This is a genomic window from Microbulbifer marinus (genome assembly GCF_900107725.1).
Lineage (GTDB): Bacteria > Pseudomonadota > Gammaproteobacteria > Pseudomonadales > Cellvibrionaceae > Microbulbifer > Microbulbifer marinus.
Genome location: NZ_FNQO01000002.1, coordinates 518515 through 532869, shown reverse-complemented (window position 1 = coordinate 532869; position 14355 = coordinate 518515). Strand labels below are relative to the sequence as shown.

At 63.0% G+C, this 14355-nt stretch carries 13 protein-coding genes; 4 read left to right on the top strand and 9 right to left on the bottom strand.

The features are described from left to right. Nucleotides 1-81: 81 nt before the first annotated feature. The 3 genes from phoB to BLW36_RS10250 form a co-directional block, all read right to left on the bottom strand. On the bottom strand, nt 82-786 hold the full coding sequence (gene phoB / locus BLW36_RS10260) for a phosphate regulon transcriptional regulator PhoB (RefSeq protein ID WP_091387925.1): 705 nt from the start codon (nt 784-786) through the stop codon (nt 82-84). A gap of 112 nt (nt 787-898) precedes the next feature. After that, complete coding sequence (ubiA, locus tag BLW36_RS10255; RefSeq protein WP_091387923.1) at nt 899-1828, bottom strand: 4-hydroxybenzoate octaprenyltransferase; 930 nt, start codon at nt 1826-1828, stop codon at nt 899-901. Then, on the bottom strand, nt 1794-2390 hold the full coding sequence (locus tag BLW36_RS10250) for a chorismate--pyruvate lyase family protein (protein WP_091387920.1): 597 nt from the start codon (nt 2388-2390) through the stop codon (nt 1794-1796). The genes ubiA and BLW36_RS10250 overlap by 35 nt, the downstream gene beginning before the upstream one ends. A gap of 169 nt (nt 2391-2559) precedes the next feature. On the opposite strand from BLW36_RS10250, the gene BLW36_RS10245 reads away from it, so the two are divergent. Continuing rightward, nucleotides 2560-3864, top strand: a complete 1305-nt coding sequence (locus BLW36_RS10245) for a dicarboxylate/amino acid:cation symporter (protein WP_091387918.1) — start codon at nt 2560-2562, stop codon at nt 3862-3864. 45 nt (nt 3865-3909) lie between these two features. On the opposite strand, the gene BLW36_RS10240 is transcribed toward BLW36_RS10245, so the two are convergent. The 4 genes from BLW36_RS10240 to BLW36_RS10225 form a co-directional block, all read right to left on the bottom strand. After that, nucleotides 3910-4599, bottom strand: a complete 690-nt coding sequence (locus BLW36_RS10240) for a hypothetical protein (RefSeq protein WP_091387916.1) — start codon at nt 4597-4599, stop codon at nt 3910-3912. Nucleotides 4600-4785: 186 nt separating this feature from the next. Beyond that, complete coding sequence (locus tag BLW36_RS10235) at nt 4786-5472, bottom strand: hypothetical protein (RefSeq protein ID WP_139304858.1); 687 nt, start codon at nt 5470-5472, stop codon at nt 4786-4788. Between the two features lie 163 nt (nt 5473-5635). After that, nucleotides 5636-7738 carry an ATP-dependent DNA helicase RecG gene (gene recG, locus BLW36_RS10230; protein ID WP_211567180.1) on the bottom strand — a complete coding sequence of 701 codons (2103 nt, stop codon included), beginning with the start codon at nt 7736-7738 and terminating at the stop codon, nt 5636-5638. Nucleotides 7739-7745: 7 nt separating this feature from the next. After that, nucleotides 7746-8669, bottom strand: a complete 924-nt coding sequence (locus BLW36_RS10225; protein ID WP_091387910.1) for a hydrogen peroxide-inducible genes activator — start codon at nt 8667-8669, stop codon at nt 7746-7748. 188 nt (nt 8670-8857) lie between these two features. On the opposite strand from BLW36_RS10225, the gene BLW36_RS10220 reads away from it, so the two are divergent. The 3 genes from BLW36_RS10220 (at nt 8858) to BLW36_RS10210 (ending at nt 11439) form a co-directional block, all read left to right on the top strand. Continuing rightward, the gene (locus tag BLW36_RS10220; protein WP_091387908.1) at nt 8858-9118 is read left to right on the top strand and encodes a GlsB/YeaQ/YmgE family stress response membrane protein; all 261 of its coding nucleotides are present in this window, start codon (nt 8858-8860) and stop codon (nt 9116-9118) included. A gap of 226 nt (nt 9119-9344) precedes the next feature. Then, on the top strand, nt 9345-10226 hold the full coding sequence (locus tag BLW36_RS10215; protein WP_091387905.1) for an NAD-dependent epimerase/dehydratase family protein: 882 nt from the start codon (nt 9345-9347) through the stop codon (nt 10224-10226). A 181-nt stretch (nt 10227-10407) separates the two neighbouring features. After that, nucleotides 10408-11439: a zinc-binding dehydrogenase gene (locus BLW36_RS10210; RefSeq protein WP_091387903.1), complete on the top strand. Its 1032-nt coding sequence runs from the start codon at nt 10408-10410 to the stop codon at nt 11437-11439. A gap of 50 nt (nt 11440-11489) precedes the next feature. On the opposite strand, the gene BLW36_RS10205 is transcribed toward BLW36_RS10210, so the two are convergent. Together BLW36_RS10205 and spoT are read right to left on the bottom strand one after the other, a co-directional pair. Further along, on the bottom strand, nt 11490-11873 hold the full coding sequence (locus tag BLW36_RS10205) for a RidA family protein (protein ID WP_091387901.1): 384 nt from the start codon (nt 11871-11873) through the stop codon (nt 11490-11492). A gap of 351 nt (nt 11874-12224) precedes the next feature. Beyond that, nucleotides 12225-14342: a bifunctional GTP diphosphokinase/guanosine-3',5'-bis pyrophosphate 3'-pyrophosphohydrolase gene (gene spoT, locus BLW36_RS10200; protein ID WP_091387899.1), complete on the bottom strand. Its 2118-nt coding sequence runs from the start codon at nt 14340-14342 to the stop codon at nt 12225-12227. Nucleotides 14343-14355 lie beyond the last annotated feature (13 nt).

Here is a 14355-nt window from a genome sequence, read left to right as displayed (position 1 = left end):
TGCGCGAAAACTGATTCGCGCCGTCCAGGCGCTCACCCAGAGGCGCCCCGTGGGCGTCCAATTTCGCTCCAGGCGAAATTGTCACACCTTTTCCGCGGTTTGCACAGAAAAGCGGTAGCCGGTGCCGCGGACTGTCTGGATATAGCGATCGTGTCCGTCCACGGCCAGCGCCTTGCGCAGGCGGCGGATATGCACGTCCACGGTGCGCTCCTCCACATAGACGTTACCGCCCCAGACATGGTCCAGCAGCTGGGTGCGAGTGTAGGCGCGCTCCTGGTGGGACAGGAAGAAAGTCAGCAGGCGGAATTCCGTCGGCCCCATCTCCACCGGCTGGCCGTTGATGGTCACCCGGTGGCTGAGCGGATCCAGCACCAGGCCGCCGGCGGTCAGCGGCTCCTCCGGAGTGGACGGGCCGGCGCGGCGCAGCACCGCCTTCAGGCGCGCAACCAGTTCGCGCGGCGAGAACGGCTTGGTGATGTAGTCGTCGGCGCCGGTTTCCAGCCCCTTGATCTTGTGGTCTTCCTCACCCTTGGCGGTGAGCATGATGATCGGCAGCGAGGCGGTCAGTTCGTCGCGCTTCAGGCGGCGCGCCAGCTCGACGCCGGATACATCCGGCAGCATCCAGTCGAGCAGGATCAGGTCTGGCTTCTCGTCGATGACCAGCGCGTGGGCTTCCTGCGCGTTCTCCGCCTCGATGCAGCGGTAGTCCGCCATCTCCAGTGCCACGCGCAGCATGTCGCGCACCGGGGCCTCGTCGTCGACTATCAGGATCGTTTTACTGTGCATCTTCCTGCCGTACCCGCTTAACTTTCCAGTTTCTTCCCTAATATCGGAATAGGATTAAACGGCATTTTCATGACAAATATATGACCAGTGTAAAGTGATCCCCGTCCGGCCCTTAGTTGACCAGATAGTGGGAAAAAATACCGACAAAAACGGCTGCGCCGACCCAGTTGTTATTCAGGAAGGCGCGAAAGCAGGCATTACGTTCCCTTTCCCGTATCAGCCACTGCTGGTAGGCGAACAGGGCCGCGGCGATCGCGAGGCCGCTGTAGAAAAGCGCACCCAGCTCGAAGCGCTGGCCGATCAGCAGCAGGGCAAACAGCACCAGCAGCTGCAGTGTGCCGGTCATCGCCCTGTCCATGTCGCCGAACAGTATCGCGGTGGATTTCACTCCGATTTTCAGGTCGTCATCGCGATCCACCATTGCATAAAAGGTGTCGTAGCACACGGTCCACAGCAGGTTGGCGGTATACAGCAGCCAGGCCTGCGCCGGCACTTCGCCGGTGGCAGCGGCAAAGGCCATCGGAATACCCATACTGAACGCGGCTCCCAGCACCACTTGGGGCATATGGGTGAAGCGCTTGGCGAACGGGTAGCAGAAAGCCAGCGCCGCCGCCGGCAGCGACAGCAGAATCGTCAGCCGGTTGGTGGTCAACACCAGCAGAAAGGCGGCCAGGCACAGCGCGACGAACAGTGCCACGGCGCCGCGCGGGGTGACGCTGCCGGTGGCGAGTGGCCGCGCGGCGGTGCGCTGCACATGACCGTCGATATTGCGGTCGGCGAAGTCGTTGATGGCACAGCCGGCGGCGCGCATCAGCAGCACGCCGAGGGTGAATACCACAAACAGGTGCAGTCCGGGCCAGCCCTCCGCCGCCAGCCAAAGTGCCCACCAGGTGGGCCACAGCAGCAGCAGCGAGCCGATTGGTCTGTCCAGGCGCGCCAGCTGCCAGTAGGGCAGTGCGGCGGGCCAGCGCTGGGATATCTGTTGGCTGATCACGGGGATCCCCCTGTTATTCAATTTCGGCAATGGCTTCGGCGGCCACATGCGGTGCCCGTTCGGGCTGGAAGTCGCCGAGGAAGACCTCGGCCACCAGCAGCGGTTTGTCCCGCAGCCAGAAAGTGGAACGCCGCCCCCAGGCGCTGTCGCCCTCGGCGGCCAGTTCCGGCAGCTCGCTGCAGGGATTGCGGCGCAGCTGGTTCAGCACGATCGGGCCGCGGCGGATATCCGGTTCGCTGAACAGCAGCTCGCCCAGCGGGCGGCTGTCGAGGCTGCGCAGGTAGCGCGACTTGCCCTGCAGGCTGCGCATCGGCAACACGCTGCGGGCGTAGACCCAGGGGCGGCCGCGCCCGAACAGCAACACCTCGCGCACCAGCGCGCGACTGCGATCGCGCAGATGTAGCGCACGGCGCTCTTCCAGTCGCGGTTGCTCCCAGCCCTGGCTCAGTACCTGCACGCGGAAGTCGCCACCGCTCAGCTGCTTGAGTGCGGCCGTCAGCGAGCCCGGGTGCAGCAGCCAGGGCAGCAATGCCGGCGGCGGTTGCCGGTGCAGTGACTCCAGCGGCTGTGCGTGCCAGTCGCCGGCGGGTTCAAATGGAGATTGATACAACGATAACTCCGCAAATTTGCCATGAGGCGCAAAGCGGCATTGTACCGTGGTCGGCGGTGGCTGGTCATGGGTGCCGGCAATGCGGGCGGCTCTGATTTTGCCCCACGCGGCGCCAGTGGCTATAGTGCTCGGCTGCGATGACAACAATGAATCTAAGAGAAGCTGTCCCATGGGCCTCACGACCAAAATCCTGATCGCAATGCTGCTCGGCATTGTCGTCGGTGTGCTGTTCAACTTTCTCAATGCCAGCCAGTTGCTAGGCAGTGGCGTCACCGACGCGATCAACAGTTACCTGACCGAGGGGCTGTTCGATATTGTCGGCCGTATCTTTATCGCGTCGCTGAAACTGATGGTGGTGCCGCTCGTGCTGGTATCGCTGATCTGCGGTGCCTGTGCGCTATCAGAGGGTCACCGCATCGGCCCGCTGGCCGGCAAAACGGTACTGCTGTATCTGCTGACCACTGCCGCGGCGATCACGCTGGCGCTGTGCATGGCGCTGATCATCCAGCCTGGTGTCGGCGTGGATGTGGCTCCGGGCGGGGCTTTCGAACCCAAGGAATCGCCGCCGCTGTCCGACGTGCTGGTCAATATCTTCCCGACCAACCCGATCGCGGCGATGGCCCAGGGCAACATGCTGCAGATCATCGTGTTTGCGCTGCTGATGGGCTATGCGATCTCCCGCTGTGGCGCGCCGGGTCAGCGCGTTGCCGCCTTTTTCAATGACCTCAACGAGGTGATCCTGCGCATGGTCGGGGTGCTGATGGTCTTTGCACCCTATGGCGTGTTTGCGCTGCTGGTGAAAACCTTCGCGACCCTCGGTGTCGAGTTCATCCTGGATCTCGGCAAGTACTTCCTGGTGGTGCTCGGCACGCTGTTGCTGCACGCCCTGGGTGTTTATTCGCTGCTGCTGAAACTGCTGTCCGGGCTCAATCCGATCGAGCTGATCAAGAAGATGCGCCCGGCGATGGTATTCGCGTTCAGTACCGCCTCCTCCGCCGCCACGCTGCCGGTTACCCTGTCCACCGTGGAGAAGCGCCTCGGGGTGGATAACAAGGTGGCCGCATTCACGGTGCCGCTCGGCGCCACCATCAATATGGACGGCACCGCGATCATGCAGGGCGTGGCGACGGCTTTTATCGCGCAGATGTACGGTATCGAGATCGGCCTGATGGGTTATCTGACGGTCGTTCTCACCGCGACCCTCGCGTCGATCGGCACCGCCGGGGTACCCGGTGTCGGGCTGATCATGCTGGCGATGGTGTTGCAGCAGGTGGGGCTGCCCCTCGAAGGCATTGCGATTGTAATGGGCGTCGATCGCCTGCTGGATATGGTGCGCACCGCCGTGAATATTACCGGTGATTCGGTGGTGAGTACGATAGTGGCGAAAAGCGAGGGCGCGCTGTCCGAGGAAACTTTCTACGACCGCAACTACAACAGTGTTGCCGACGGCCGCGGCACCGCAACCGCACAGTGAGGGAATCGGGGGTGCGCGCTGCGCACTCCCGTCAGTTACTGACGATCAACCCGAGAGCAGATCGCGCAACTCGTCGGCTTCCAGATCATCCTCGATCTCGTCGACAATTTCGTCCACCATTTCCGACAGCGCCAGCTTGATGGCTTCTTCGGTGCTGTCTTCCACGGTACTGCCATCCCCGGCAGTCTTCACCCGGTATTTTTCCCGGATCCGCAAATCCGCCAGATCCAGGCTGCGTTCGCTCAGCACGTGGTCGTGAAAGCTTCTGAGTTCGTAGTGAAACTTGCCGGAAACTTCCACGGTGCCGCGCTCGAGATCGAGGCCGTCGACGCTCTGCAGATCGCTGAAGTGTTTTACGACGGTCACCTGCAGCTGGTTGCGCAGGGACAGCAGCCCCTCCCGCTCCACCAGCGGTATCTCCTCATCGGCGAAAAACGCCTGCAGCCGCGCATTCAGCTCGGCTTCCAGGTGGCTGTGGTACTTGCGCAGCGCGGCCTGTTTCATCGAACTCAGGTTGCCGCCGTCGCCCGCCTGGGCCAGCAGTATGGCCAGGCTGGCGCTGTTGACCGGCATGGGCACATCGATGGCGATTTCGGCCGGGCGGATTTTGAGGCTCGGGTTCTCGTCGTCGCCGCCGCCGAAACCGAGAAAGCGGCCCTGAGGTTGGGCGGCGGAGGCAGTTGAAAAAAGCAGTAGACCGGTCAGTAGCAGTCCGTGCTTGGTGAATTTCGTCACCGGACTCTCCCAAGTTTCTTATTGTCGATAAAGGTGAATTGATTTCGCTGTTAAATCACTCTAAGCAACACAAGGCTGCCACTACCGCTGCGAGCAGGCAAAAAATTCCTCGACCCAAAGGTCATTTTTCATCATTTGAGCCGTGCCAAAGAAATTCTGGGCAATGTCGGGCTCGCGGTGGTGAAATCACAGCGCCGCCAGAGCACGCAACTGTTCCGGTTCGAGTTCGTCCTCGATACGATCGAGAACCCGCTCCACCATCTCGACCAGTGCCTCCTCAATAGCCGCGTCGGTGGTGTCGTCGACCTCGCCACCGCCGAGCGGCGTTTTCACCCGGTATTTTTCCTTTACCCGCAGCTCGGCGATATCGATGCGCTGCTCGTGCGCGGTGGTGCCGGCGGCGTTCTGCAGCCGATAGTGAAAATCGCCGGACAGGGTCAGCGTGCCGCGCTCGAGTTCGTATTTGCCAGAATTTTTCAGGTCACTGAGCTGCTTGCTGACCGAGACATCGAAGAAGCTGTACAACGTCAACTGGCCGTTTTGTTGCACCAACGGCACTCCCTCATCGGCGAGGAGTTCTTCCAGCTGGCCGTGCAATTCGCGCTGCAGCTGAATGCTGAATTGCCGGCCGGCTTCTTCCTTCAGTGCGCTGAGGCCGTTGCCGCTACCGGCCTGGGCCAGCAGCAGCGCCAGGTTGTTACCCTGTACCGGTGTTGGCACATCCACCGCGACTTCCGCCGGGGCCAGTGTCACGCTGGGGATTTGTTTGTCGCCGCCTATACCGAGGAAGCCACCTTGCGCCAGGGCGGCGCTGTTCACACATAGAGTCAGCAGGCCGACCTGCATCAGCCTGTTCAGAGGGGGGTAGTGCACGAGACTCTCCCTGAGATCTCTCAGATGATCGCTGTTATTAGAATTATGTCGCCGTTTGCCGACGCTCTTGTCACTGTGAGGTCAGGCTGCCATCAGTGCAGGCATAGCGCAAAAAAATTGGTGACCAGAAATGGTGCGTTGGTACTGAAAACGGACCAGATAGTCAGGCTTCGGCGAAGCGCGGCTTGTTCTGCAGCCAGCGGGCGATCAGCTGACGGCGCAATTCCTCGTCCAGTAGTGGCGAGGCGGCGATCTTCTGTACTTGCGGCAACAGCTGCGCATCCCGCTGCAGGTCGGCGATGCGGTGCTGTATCTCGCCGGTCTGGCGGGTGCCGAGGATCTCGCCGGGGCCGCGCAGGCGCAGGTCCTCCTCGGCAATGGCGAAGCCGTCGCTGTGCTGGCGCAGCGCCTGCAGGCGCGCGCGACCGTTCTGCGACAGCGGCGTGCCGTACAGCAGCACGCAGTGACTGGCGATGGAGCCGCGGCCGACGCGGCCGCGCAACTGGTGCAGCTGCGCGAGGCCGAGACGTTCCGGGTTTTCGATAATCATCAGGCTGGCGTTGGGCACGTCGACGCCGACTTCGATCACCGTGGTGGCCACCAGCAGATCCACCTCGCCGGCCTTGAAGGCAGTCATGACCCGCTCTTTCTCGTCGGGCTTGAGGCGCCCGTGTACCAGCGCGATTCGCACGCCCTGCAACATCTCCGCCAGTTCGTTGGCCGTGGTTTCGGCGGCCTGGGCCTGCAGGCTCTCGGATTCCTCGATCAGGGTGCAGACCCAGTAGGCCTGACGACCCTCGGCCACGGCGCCCTGCACCCGCTCCATTACCTGGTCGCGGCGCTCGTTGGAGATGGCCACGGTGTTGATCGGCTGGCGCCCGGGCGGCAGTTCGTCGATCACCGAGCAGTCCAGGTCGGCAAAGGCGGACATGGCCAGGGTGCGCGGGATCGGCGTCGCGGTCATGATCAGCTGGTGTGGCTGCAGTCTGCCGGCGGTGCCGGTGGCGGCGCCCTTCTCGCGCAGCTCCAGCCGCTGGCGCACGCCGAAGCGGTGCTGCTCGTCGATGATGACCAGGGCAAGGTTGTGAAACGCCACTTCGGGCTGAAACAGTGCGTGAGTGCCCACTATCAGCTGCGCCGCGCCGCTGGCTACGGCCGCCAGCTCACTGCGGCGTTCGGCGGCCTTCAGGCTGCCGGTCAGTTGCGCCACCGAGATACCGAGCGGCTCCAGCCAGGCGCTGAAATTGCGCCGGTGCTGTTCGGCGAGGATTTCCGTCGGTGCCATCACCGCCACCTGGGCGCCGGCGCCGATCCCCTTCAGTGCGGCGAGTGCGGCGACCAGGGTCTTGCCGGCACCGACATCCCCCTGCAACAGCCGCATCATCGGGCGGCTGCGGGCCAGATCCGCAGCGATCTCCGCCGATACCCGCTGTTGTGCGCCGGTCAGGGAGAAAGGCAGTCGGCTGAGGAAGTCGCGCTCCAGCGCCTCGTTGACCGGCAGCGGTGGTGCGGAAATGGCTGAATTGCTGCGCCGCAGCTCCAGCAGGCTCAGGTGATGGGCGAGCAGTTCCTCCAGCGCCAGCCGCTGCTGGGCCGGGTGCACGCCTGTCGCCAGCTGTGCCAGGTCGGCGCCGGCCGGCGGTGAATGCAGATAGCGCAGCGCTTCTTTAAGCGGGTAGCGCAGCGACGCCGGCAGCAGCTCGGTCGGCAGTAACTCGCTGACGCCGCCCTGGTCCAGCAGTGCCAGCGCCTGTTGCGCGAGACCGCGCAGACGCGCCTGGCTGACGCCCTCGGTCAGCGGGTAAACCGGGGTCAGTGTCTCCGGCGTGTCGGGCGCTTCGGCACCGACCAGTTCGGTTTCCGGGTGGTAGAGCTCCAGGCCGGCGGCGCCGCGACGCGCTTCGCCGTAACAACGCAGGCGGCTGCCGCGGGCAAAGCGGTCTTTCTGGGCAGCGGTGAAGTGGAAATAGCGCAGGGAGATGGTGCCGCTGCCGTCCTGCAGTCGCACCATCAGGCTGCGGCGGCGGCCGAACACGACGTCGGCGGCGCGCACTTCGCCCTCGATCACGGCGTCCACGCCGGGCAACAGCGCCGCTATCGGCGTGATGCGGGTGCGGTCCTGGTAGCGCAGCGGCAGGTGGAACAGCAGGTCCTGCACGGTGGCGATATGCAGCTTGGCCAGTACCTGGGCAAACTTGTCGCCGACCCCCTTCAGCGCCGTTACCGGCAGTTCCGCCAGGTTGTTCACGGTTCGCTCGGCTGACACTGGCCCTTTATTCCTCGCTCAGGTGGCACTGGCCGATGGCCTCGCGCAGTATGTCGATGGCGCGGTGGCGCGGAAAGCTTGCACGCCAGGCGAGCGCCACCGTGCGCCGCGGGCTCGGCGGCGTAAACGGCCGGGTTTCCAGCAGGCCGCTGGCGTACTGGGAGGCTGTCGCGGCGGACATCGGCAACACGGTGATACCGAGGCCGGAGGCTACCATATGGCGCAGGGTTTCCAGCGAGCTGCCATCCGCGGCGGTGCGGATGCGGCCGTTACTGGACTCTTTCTCGATCGTCTGCTGCAGCTGTGGGCAGGCCTCGAGTACCTGGTCGCGGAAACAGTGCCCTTCCCCCAACAGCAGCACATTGTCCTGGGACAGTTGCTCGGGTGAGATGCTCTGCTGCTCCGCCAGCGGATGGCCCGCGGGCATCAGCACCACGAACGGCTCGTCGTACAGCGGCTGGGTGACCACATCCGGCTCGGTGAACGGCAGTGCGATGATGATTGCGTCCAGCTCACCCTTGCGCAGACGCTGGCGCAGCGTGGCGGTATAGCCTTCCTCCACATAGAGTGGCATATCCGGCGCCAGCCGCTGCAACTGCGGAATAAAGTGTGGGAACAGGTAGGGTCCGATGGTGAAGATGGCGCCCACCGACAGCGGGCTGGCCAGCTGGTCCTTGCCGGCGCTGGCGATGTCCTTGATTGCGGCGGACTGCTCCAGCACCAGTTGCGCCTGGGCGACGATGCGTTCGCCCAGAGGCGTTGCCTGCACGCGTGTCTTGGAGCGCTCGAACAGCGCCACGCCCAGTTCCTTCTCCAGCTTCTTCACCGCGATGGACAGCGTCGGCTGGCTGACATAGCAGCGCTCGGCGGCGCGGCCGAAATGCTGTTCCTGAGCCAGGGTCACTATGTAGCGCAATTCGTTCAGTGTCATGGTGTAGACAATTAGCTGCTTGCTGGTGATAGCAATTATTCATAAATAATAGCCGCTGGCCAATGGTGCGCGTGACTGTGCGTATCGAACTGCAGAATTAGAAAAATTTGCTATTTGTGGGAAGTGTTCTGCGATTACGGCGCAAAATTTTGCTATATGTGTAGGGACACTTTGAGCGGAGCATCGCCATGGGTATCTTTTCCTGGATTATTCTCGGACTGATCGCCGGAGCGCTGGCCAAATGGATCATGCCGGGGCCGGACCCGGGCGGCTGGATCGTCACGATGGTTATCGGTATCGTCGGTGCCTTTATCGGCGGCTGGCTGGGTTCCCTGGTGGGGATTGGTGGGCCGGTGACTGGCTTTGGTATCGGTGACATCGTTACCGCTACTATAGGGGCAATTATCTTCCTCGCTGTGTTCCGTATGCTGAAACGGCGCAGCAGTTAGTGGATGTTCGGGCCGATGCGGAGTGCCCGCTCCGCATCGGCGCCCATATAATGACAATACCCGCACCTATCGAGCGGGATTATTTCTTTCGGTGAGGTAAGTTGCCTGCGGACCCTGTTGGGGGATGTCCGTCGGGCTAAAGCGGCTTCTCCGGCGGGGTTAACAGAAAAAATAGGGGATTGCGGCGGGGAAGCGCAGCATTGGCTCGCCTCCTGTCCGGACTTTTATGGCAAAAGAAAAACTTTGGATCCTCGGTTGCGGTGACCTGGGTGCGCGCCTGGCGCTGCAGCTGGACCGGCAGGCGTACGACGTCTACGGCATGCGCCGCAATCCGCTGGTGGCCCTGGCGAGCAAGCGCCGCGCGGATGTCGTCAAGTGGCGCCGCGGCGATGCCACCAAGCAGGAGGATATCGAGCGGTTGCTGGCCGATGGCGCCGATGTAGTACTTGCCACCTTTACTCCCGACGAACACACGCAAGGCGGTTATCACCGCGCCTATATCGATACCGCAACCGCGCTCGCCAAAGCGCTGGATAATCTGCCGAAGCCGCCGCGCCTGCTGATCTGGGTTTCGTCCACCCGAGTCTACGGCCAGAGCGGCGACCAGCTGATCGACGAGCAGACCCCGGCTATTCCCAGCGGATTCCAGGGCGATATTCTGCTGGCGGCGGAGGAGATAGTGCGCAGTGCCGTGCCGACGACCTGTGTGGTGCGGTTTGCCGGCATCTACGGCCCCGGCCGCGATCGGCTCTTGTCCCAGGTGCGCGCCGGTCGCTGCGCCCCGCCGCAACCTCCGCAATTCAGTAACCGGATTCACGTAGACGATTGCATCGGCTTTCTGATTCACCTGATCGAGAAGCACAAGCAAGGCTGGTCGCCGGAGCAGTTGTACATCGGCGCCGACTGTATGCCGGTGCCGATGCATGAACTGCAGCAGTGGCTGGTCAAGGCGATGGGCTACAGCAGTGCCCACTTGCGCGAAATCGTGCAGACCAGCGAGCGCCGCTCGAAGAAACTCAGCAACAAGCGCATGCTGGCGAGCGGCTACGAAATGAAGTACCCGGATTACCGCTCCGGCTACAGCGCCTTGCTCGAGAGCGAGGGCTGAATCGCGCTCATAGCGAGCGCGATTCAGCGCCCGGCCATGGGCCGCAGGCGCCGCGGATGCCTGAAGCGGCCGGACTGGCCGGGCCGGAATTAGCTCCATGAAGGGCTGCTTGAGATTAACCAACCCGCGCGGCTGCAATTCCCGCCCCCCGGTATCAGTCCCCGCCGATCGCCACTAACTCATGACAACAACCCACCGCACTGTCTGGCAAACCCCCAGGGCCGGCAATATCTCCAGGCTGGCCCAACAAACAGAACAACTCGGTCCCCTGCCCCCGGATCAGATTCGCGTCGGCGTAAGCGCCGTGGGCCTCAATTTCGCCGATATTTTCGCCCTGACCGGACTCTATTCGGCCACGCCTGCTGGAGCTTTTATTCCAGGCCTGGAGTTTGCCGGCACGGTACTGGAAGTCGGCGCTGACGCCAGCGGCTTTGCGCCCGGTGATCGGGTCATGGGGGTAACCCGCTTCGGCGGCTATGCCTCGATTGTCGACAGTGAGCCGGATTACCTGATACCGCTGCCGGACGACTGGGATTTTGCCCAGGGCGCGGCCTGGCCCGCGCAGACACTGACAGCCTGGTATGCGCTGACGCGACTCGGTGCCCTGGAGAAAGGTCTGCAGGTACTGATTCACAGCGCGGCCGGCGGCGTGGGGCTGCAGGCGATGAAATTGACCCGGGCGCTGGGCGGCATTCCGGTCGGTACCGTGAGCAGTGTGGAAAAGGCGGCCTGGCTCCGAGAGCAGGGTTTCGACAAGGTGCTGGTGCGGGAGCGGGACTTCGCGCGGCAGTTAACGCGCGAGGACCTGCATTTCGATCTGGTGCTCGATGCCATCGGTGGTAAGGTGCAACAGGCCAGTTTTGCAGCGCTAAAACCGATGGGGCGGCTGGTGGTGTTCGGTGCGGCCGAATTTACGCCGACGGGAAAGCGGCCGAATTACCTGAAGGCGGCCTGGCGCTATCTGCGCCGCCCGCGCTATGACGTGATGGACATGATCAGCAGCAACCGCTCGGTGCTGGCTTTTAATCTGATCTGGCTGTGGGAACAGAAGGCGCAGATGCGGGCATTGCTGGCGGAACTGGGCCGGGTGTCGTTACCACCACCACATGTGGGTCACCGGTTCCCGTTCGACGACGTGCATGCCGCGCTGGATTTGCTGCGTTCGGGTCGGTCGGTCGGCAAGGTGGTGCTGGAGCCGGATGCGCACCGCTAGGCGGTGCCGGGATTTCCGCGCTCGCTATAACCGCCCTGCCGATACTCGAGTCAGATCACCATGACCCCTTCCGCCTCAAACAGCGAGCCCTTCGGCAGCTCTTTCACGCCCACCGCCGCACGGGCCGGATAGGGCTCCTCAAAGAACTCCGCCATTACCTCATTGACGGTAGCGAAATTGCTGAGGTCGGTCAGGTACAGGTTCAGCTTGACGATATGCTGCAGGGAGCCGTTGGCCGCCTCGCACACCGCGCTCAGATTGCGAAATACCTGACGCGCCTGGGCAGCGAAATCGCCGGACACGATTTCCATAGTCTGCGGATCCAGCGGAATCTGCCCGGACAGGTAAACGGTGTTGTCGACCTTGACCGCCTGGGAATAGCTGCCGATAGCGGCCGGAGCCTTGTCGGTCTTGATCACGGCGCGGTTGGGCATGGGGTACTCCGTTACTTTCTGAAAACGAGTTTGCTGAAAAAGAAAGCGGGAGAATATAGCGCGCTTTTCGCGGGAATGGGAGAGAGCGCGCGTGACAGCAGTGTGATTTGCGTACCCTGTCCACTCTAGGGGCGATTGTCGAGATCATCCCTCTACCCTCACGCCGGCTACAGCAATCGCATCCGCGTGCAGCGTGCGAGGTTGTGAGTCCCGCACACAGGACCGGCGGCATTGCGTCGACAAACGATTACCGATCAGGTTGTTTGTCGATGCAATGCCGCCGGTCCGGACTGTGGAATTCTTACTGCTCCGGCGCAGCCGGATGTTCGCGGAAAATCAGCGTGTGAATTGTTAAGGGCGTGCGATCCGAATGACCGACGGCAGGTTGCGCAGTCGCTTCATGACCCGCGCCAGGTGCACGCGGTTGCTGACTTCGAGGGTCAGCGAGATCACGCTGTTATGTGCGTCCTTCTCGTCCACGTGGATCTGCTCGATGCTGGCGCCCTCTTCGGTAATGCGGGTCGCCAGTCGCGCGATGATGCCGCGCTCGGACTCCACTTCCACCCGCACATCGCCGAGAAACTCCCCTTTCACGTCCGGCGACCAGTTCACCAGCATGATATTTTCCGGGTGCTCGCGGAACTCGTTGGTATTGCGGCAGGTATCCCGGTGCACCACCACGCCCTTACCGGAACTGATATGGCCGATAATCGTATCGCCGGGAATCGGACGGCAGCAGCGCGCGAAGCTGATCATCATGCCCTCCTGGGCGTCGATGGTCAGTGGCGAGGAGATATTACTGGCCTCGGCCTCCTCGCTGCCCGCCGGCGCCAGCAGTTTGGCCGCGGAGAAGGCCACCTTGTTGCCGAGGCCGATCTCTTCCAGCAGTTTCTCCAGGGTTGCGCACTTGGCTTCGCGCAGGCCCTTCTGCAGCTGTTCCTCGCCCAGCTCTTCGAGGCTTGTATTGAACTTGCCCAGGGCCTTTTCCAGCAGGCGCCGACCGAGGGCGACGGAGTCGTGATGGCGCTGGTGCTTGAGGAAATGGCGAATCGCACTGCGGGCCTTGGCAGTGACGACGAAATTGAGCCAGGTCGGATTCGGCTGTGCGTTCCGCCGCGTGAGAATTTCCACTTTTTGCCCGCTCTCCAGCGGCTGCGACAGCGGCGCGAGGCGCTGGTTGATACGCACGGCAACACAGGAGTTGCCGATATCGGTGTGCACCGAGTAGGCGAAATCCACCGCGGTGGCGCCGGCCGGCAGATCGACGATCTCGCCTTTCGGCGTGAACACGTAGACCTCGTCCGGGAACAGATCGATTTTTACGTTTTCGATAAATTCCAGCGAGTCGCCGGCGCGCTGCTGCATCTCCAGCAGCCCCTGCACCCAGCGCCGCGCGCGCACCTGGCTGGTGCCGCCGGTGTTGATCACCTCATCGCCGGACGCCTTATATAGCCAGTGGGCGGCGATGCCGCTGTTGGCCATCTCATCCATTTCCTTGGTGCGCACCTGCACCTCGATCGGCACCCCGTGCATGCCCAGCAGTACCGTGTGCAGTGACTGGTAGCCGTTGGACTTGGGGATCGCGATATAGTCCTTGAACTCGGAAATCACCGGCTTGTACAGGTTATGCATCACGCCCAGCACCCGGTAGCAGGCGTCCACGCTGTCGACGATGATGCGGAAGGCGTAGACGTCCATGATTTCCTTGAACGACTTCTTCTTCGCGCGCATCTTCTGGTAGATGCTGTACAGGTGCTTCTCGCGGCCGATCACCAGCGCGTCGATACTTTCGCGCTGCAGCCGCACCTCGATGGCATTCTGAATCTTTTCCAGCAGCTCCTTGCGGTTGCCCCGCGCCGCCACCAGTGCCGCACGCAAGCGGCTCGCGCGCAGCGGGTAGATGGCGAAGAAGGCGCGGTCCTCGAACTCGATACGCACGTCGTTCATGCCCAGGCGGTGGGCGATGGGGGCGTAGATCTCCAGCGTCTCGCGGGCGATGCGCGCGCGCTTCTGCGGTTTCAGCGCGCCCAGGGTGCGCATGTTGTGCAGGCGGTCGGCGAGCTTGACCAGTATCACGCGGATATCCCGCGCCATGGCCAGGGCCATCTTCTGGAAGTTTTCCGCCTGCTTCTCCGCGGGGCTGTCGGTCTCGAACTGGGTCAGCTTGGAGACGCCGTCCACCAGGTCCGCCACCTCGTCGCCAAACTGTTCGGCCAGGGCGGCCCTGGGGATGCCGGTGTCCTCGATCACGTCGTGGAGCATGGCCGCGGCCAGGCTCTGGTGATCCATATGCATGCCGGCCAGTATCGTGGCGACGGCGAGCGGATGGGTGACGTAAGGTTCGCCGGAGCGGCGCTGCTGGCCATCGTGGGCCTGCTCCGCGTAGAAATAGGCGCGACGGACTATCTGAATCTGGTCGGGGGGCAGGTACGACGAGAGGCGGTGGGCCAGACTATCGATGGTGTGCAAAGCCGCGCGCGCC

Bases quoted from the DNA above. Each gene is read 5' to 3' on its own strand.
- phoB (WP_091387925.1), bottom strand. From the start codon at position 786: ATGCACAGTAAAACGATCCTGATAGTCGACGACGAGGCCCCGGTGCGC.
- ubiA (WP_091387923.1), bottom strand. From the start codon at position 1,828: ATGTGGCCGCCGAAGCCATTGCCGAAATTGAATAACAGGGGGATCCCC.
- BLW36_RS10245 (WP_091387918.1), top strand. From the start codon at position 2,560: ATGGGCCTCACGACCAAAATCCTGATCGCAATGCTGCTCGGCATTGTC.
- BLW36_RS10225 (WP_091387910.1), bottom strand. From the start codon at position 8,669: ATGACACTGAACGAATTGCGCTACATAGTGACCCTGGCTCAGGAACAG.
- BLW36_RS10220 (WP_091387908.1), top strand. From the start codon at position 8,858: ATGGGTATCTTTTCCTGGATTATTCTCGGACTGATCGCCGGAGCGCTG.
- BLW36_RS10215 (WP_091387905.1), top strand. From the start codon at position 9,345: ATGGCAAAAGAAAAACTTTGGATCCTCGGTTGCGGTGACCTGGGTGCG.
- BLW36_RS10210 (WP_091387903.1), top strand. From the start codon at position 10,408: ATGACAACAACCCACCGCACTGTCTGGCAAACCCCCAGGGCCGGCAAT.
- BLW36_RS10205 (WP_091387901.1), bottom strand. From the start codon at position 11,873: ATGCCCAACCGCGCCGTGATCAAGACCGACAAGGCTCCGGCCGCTATC.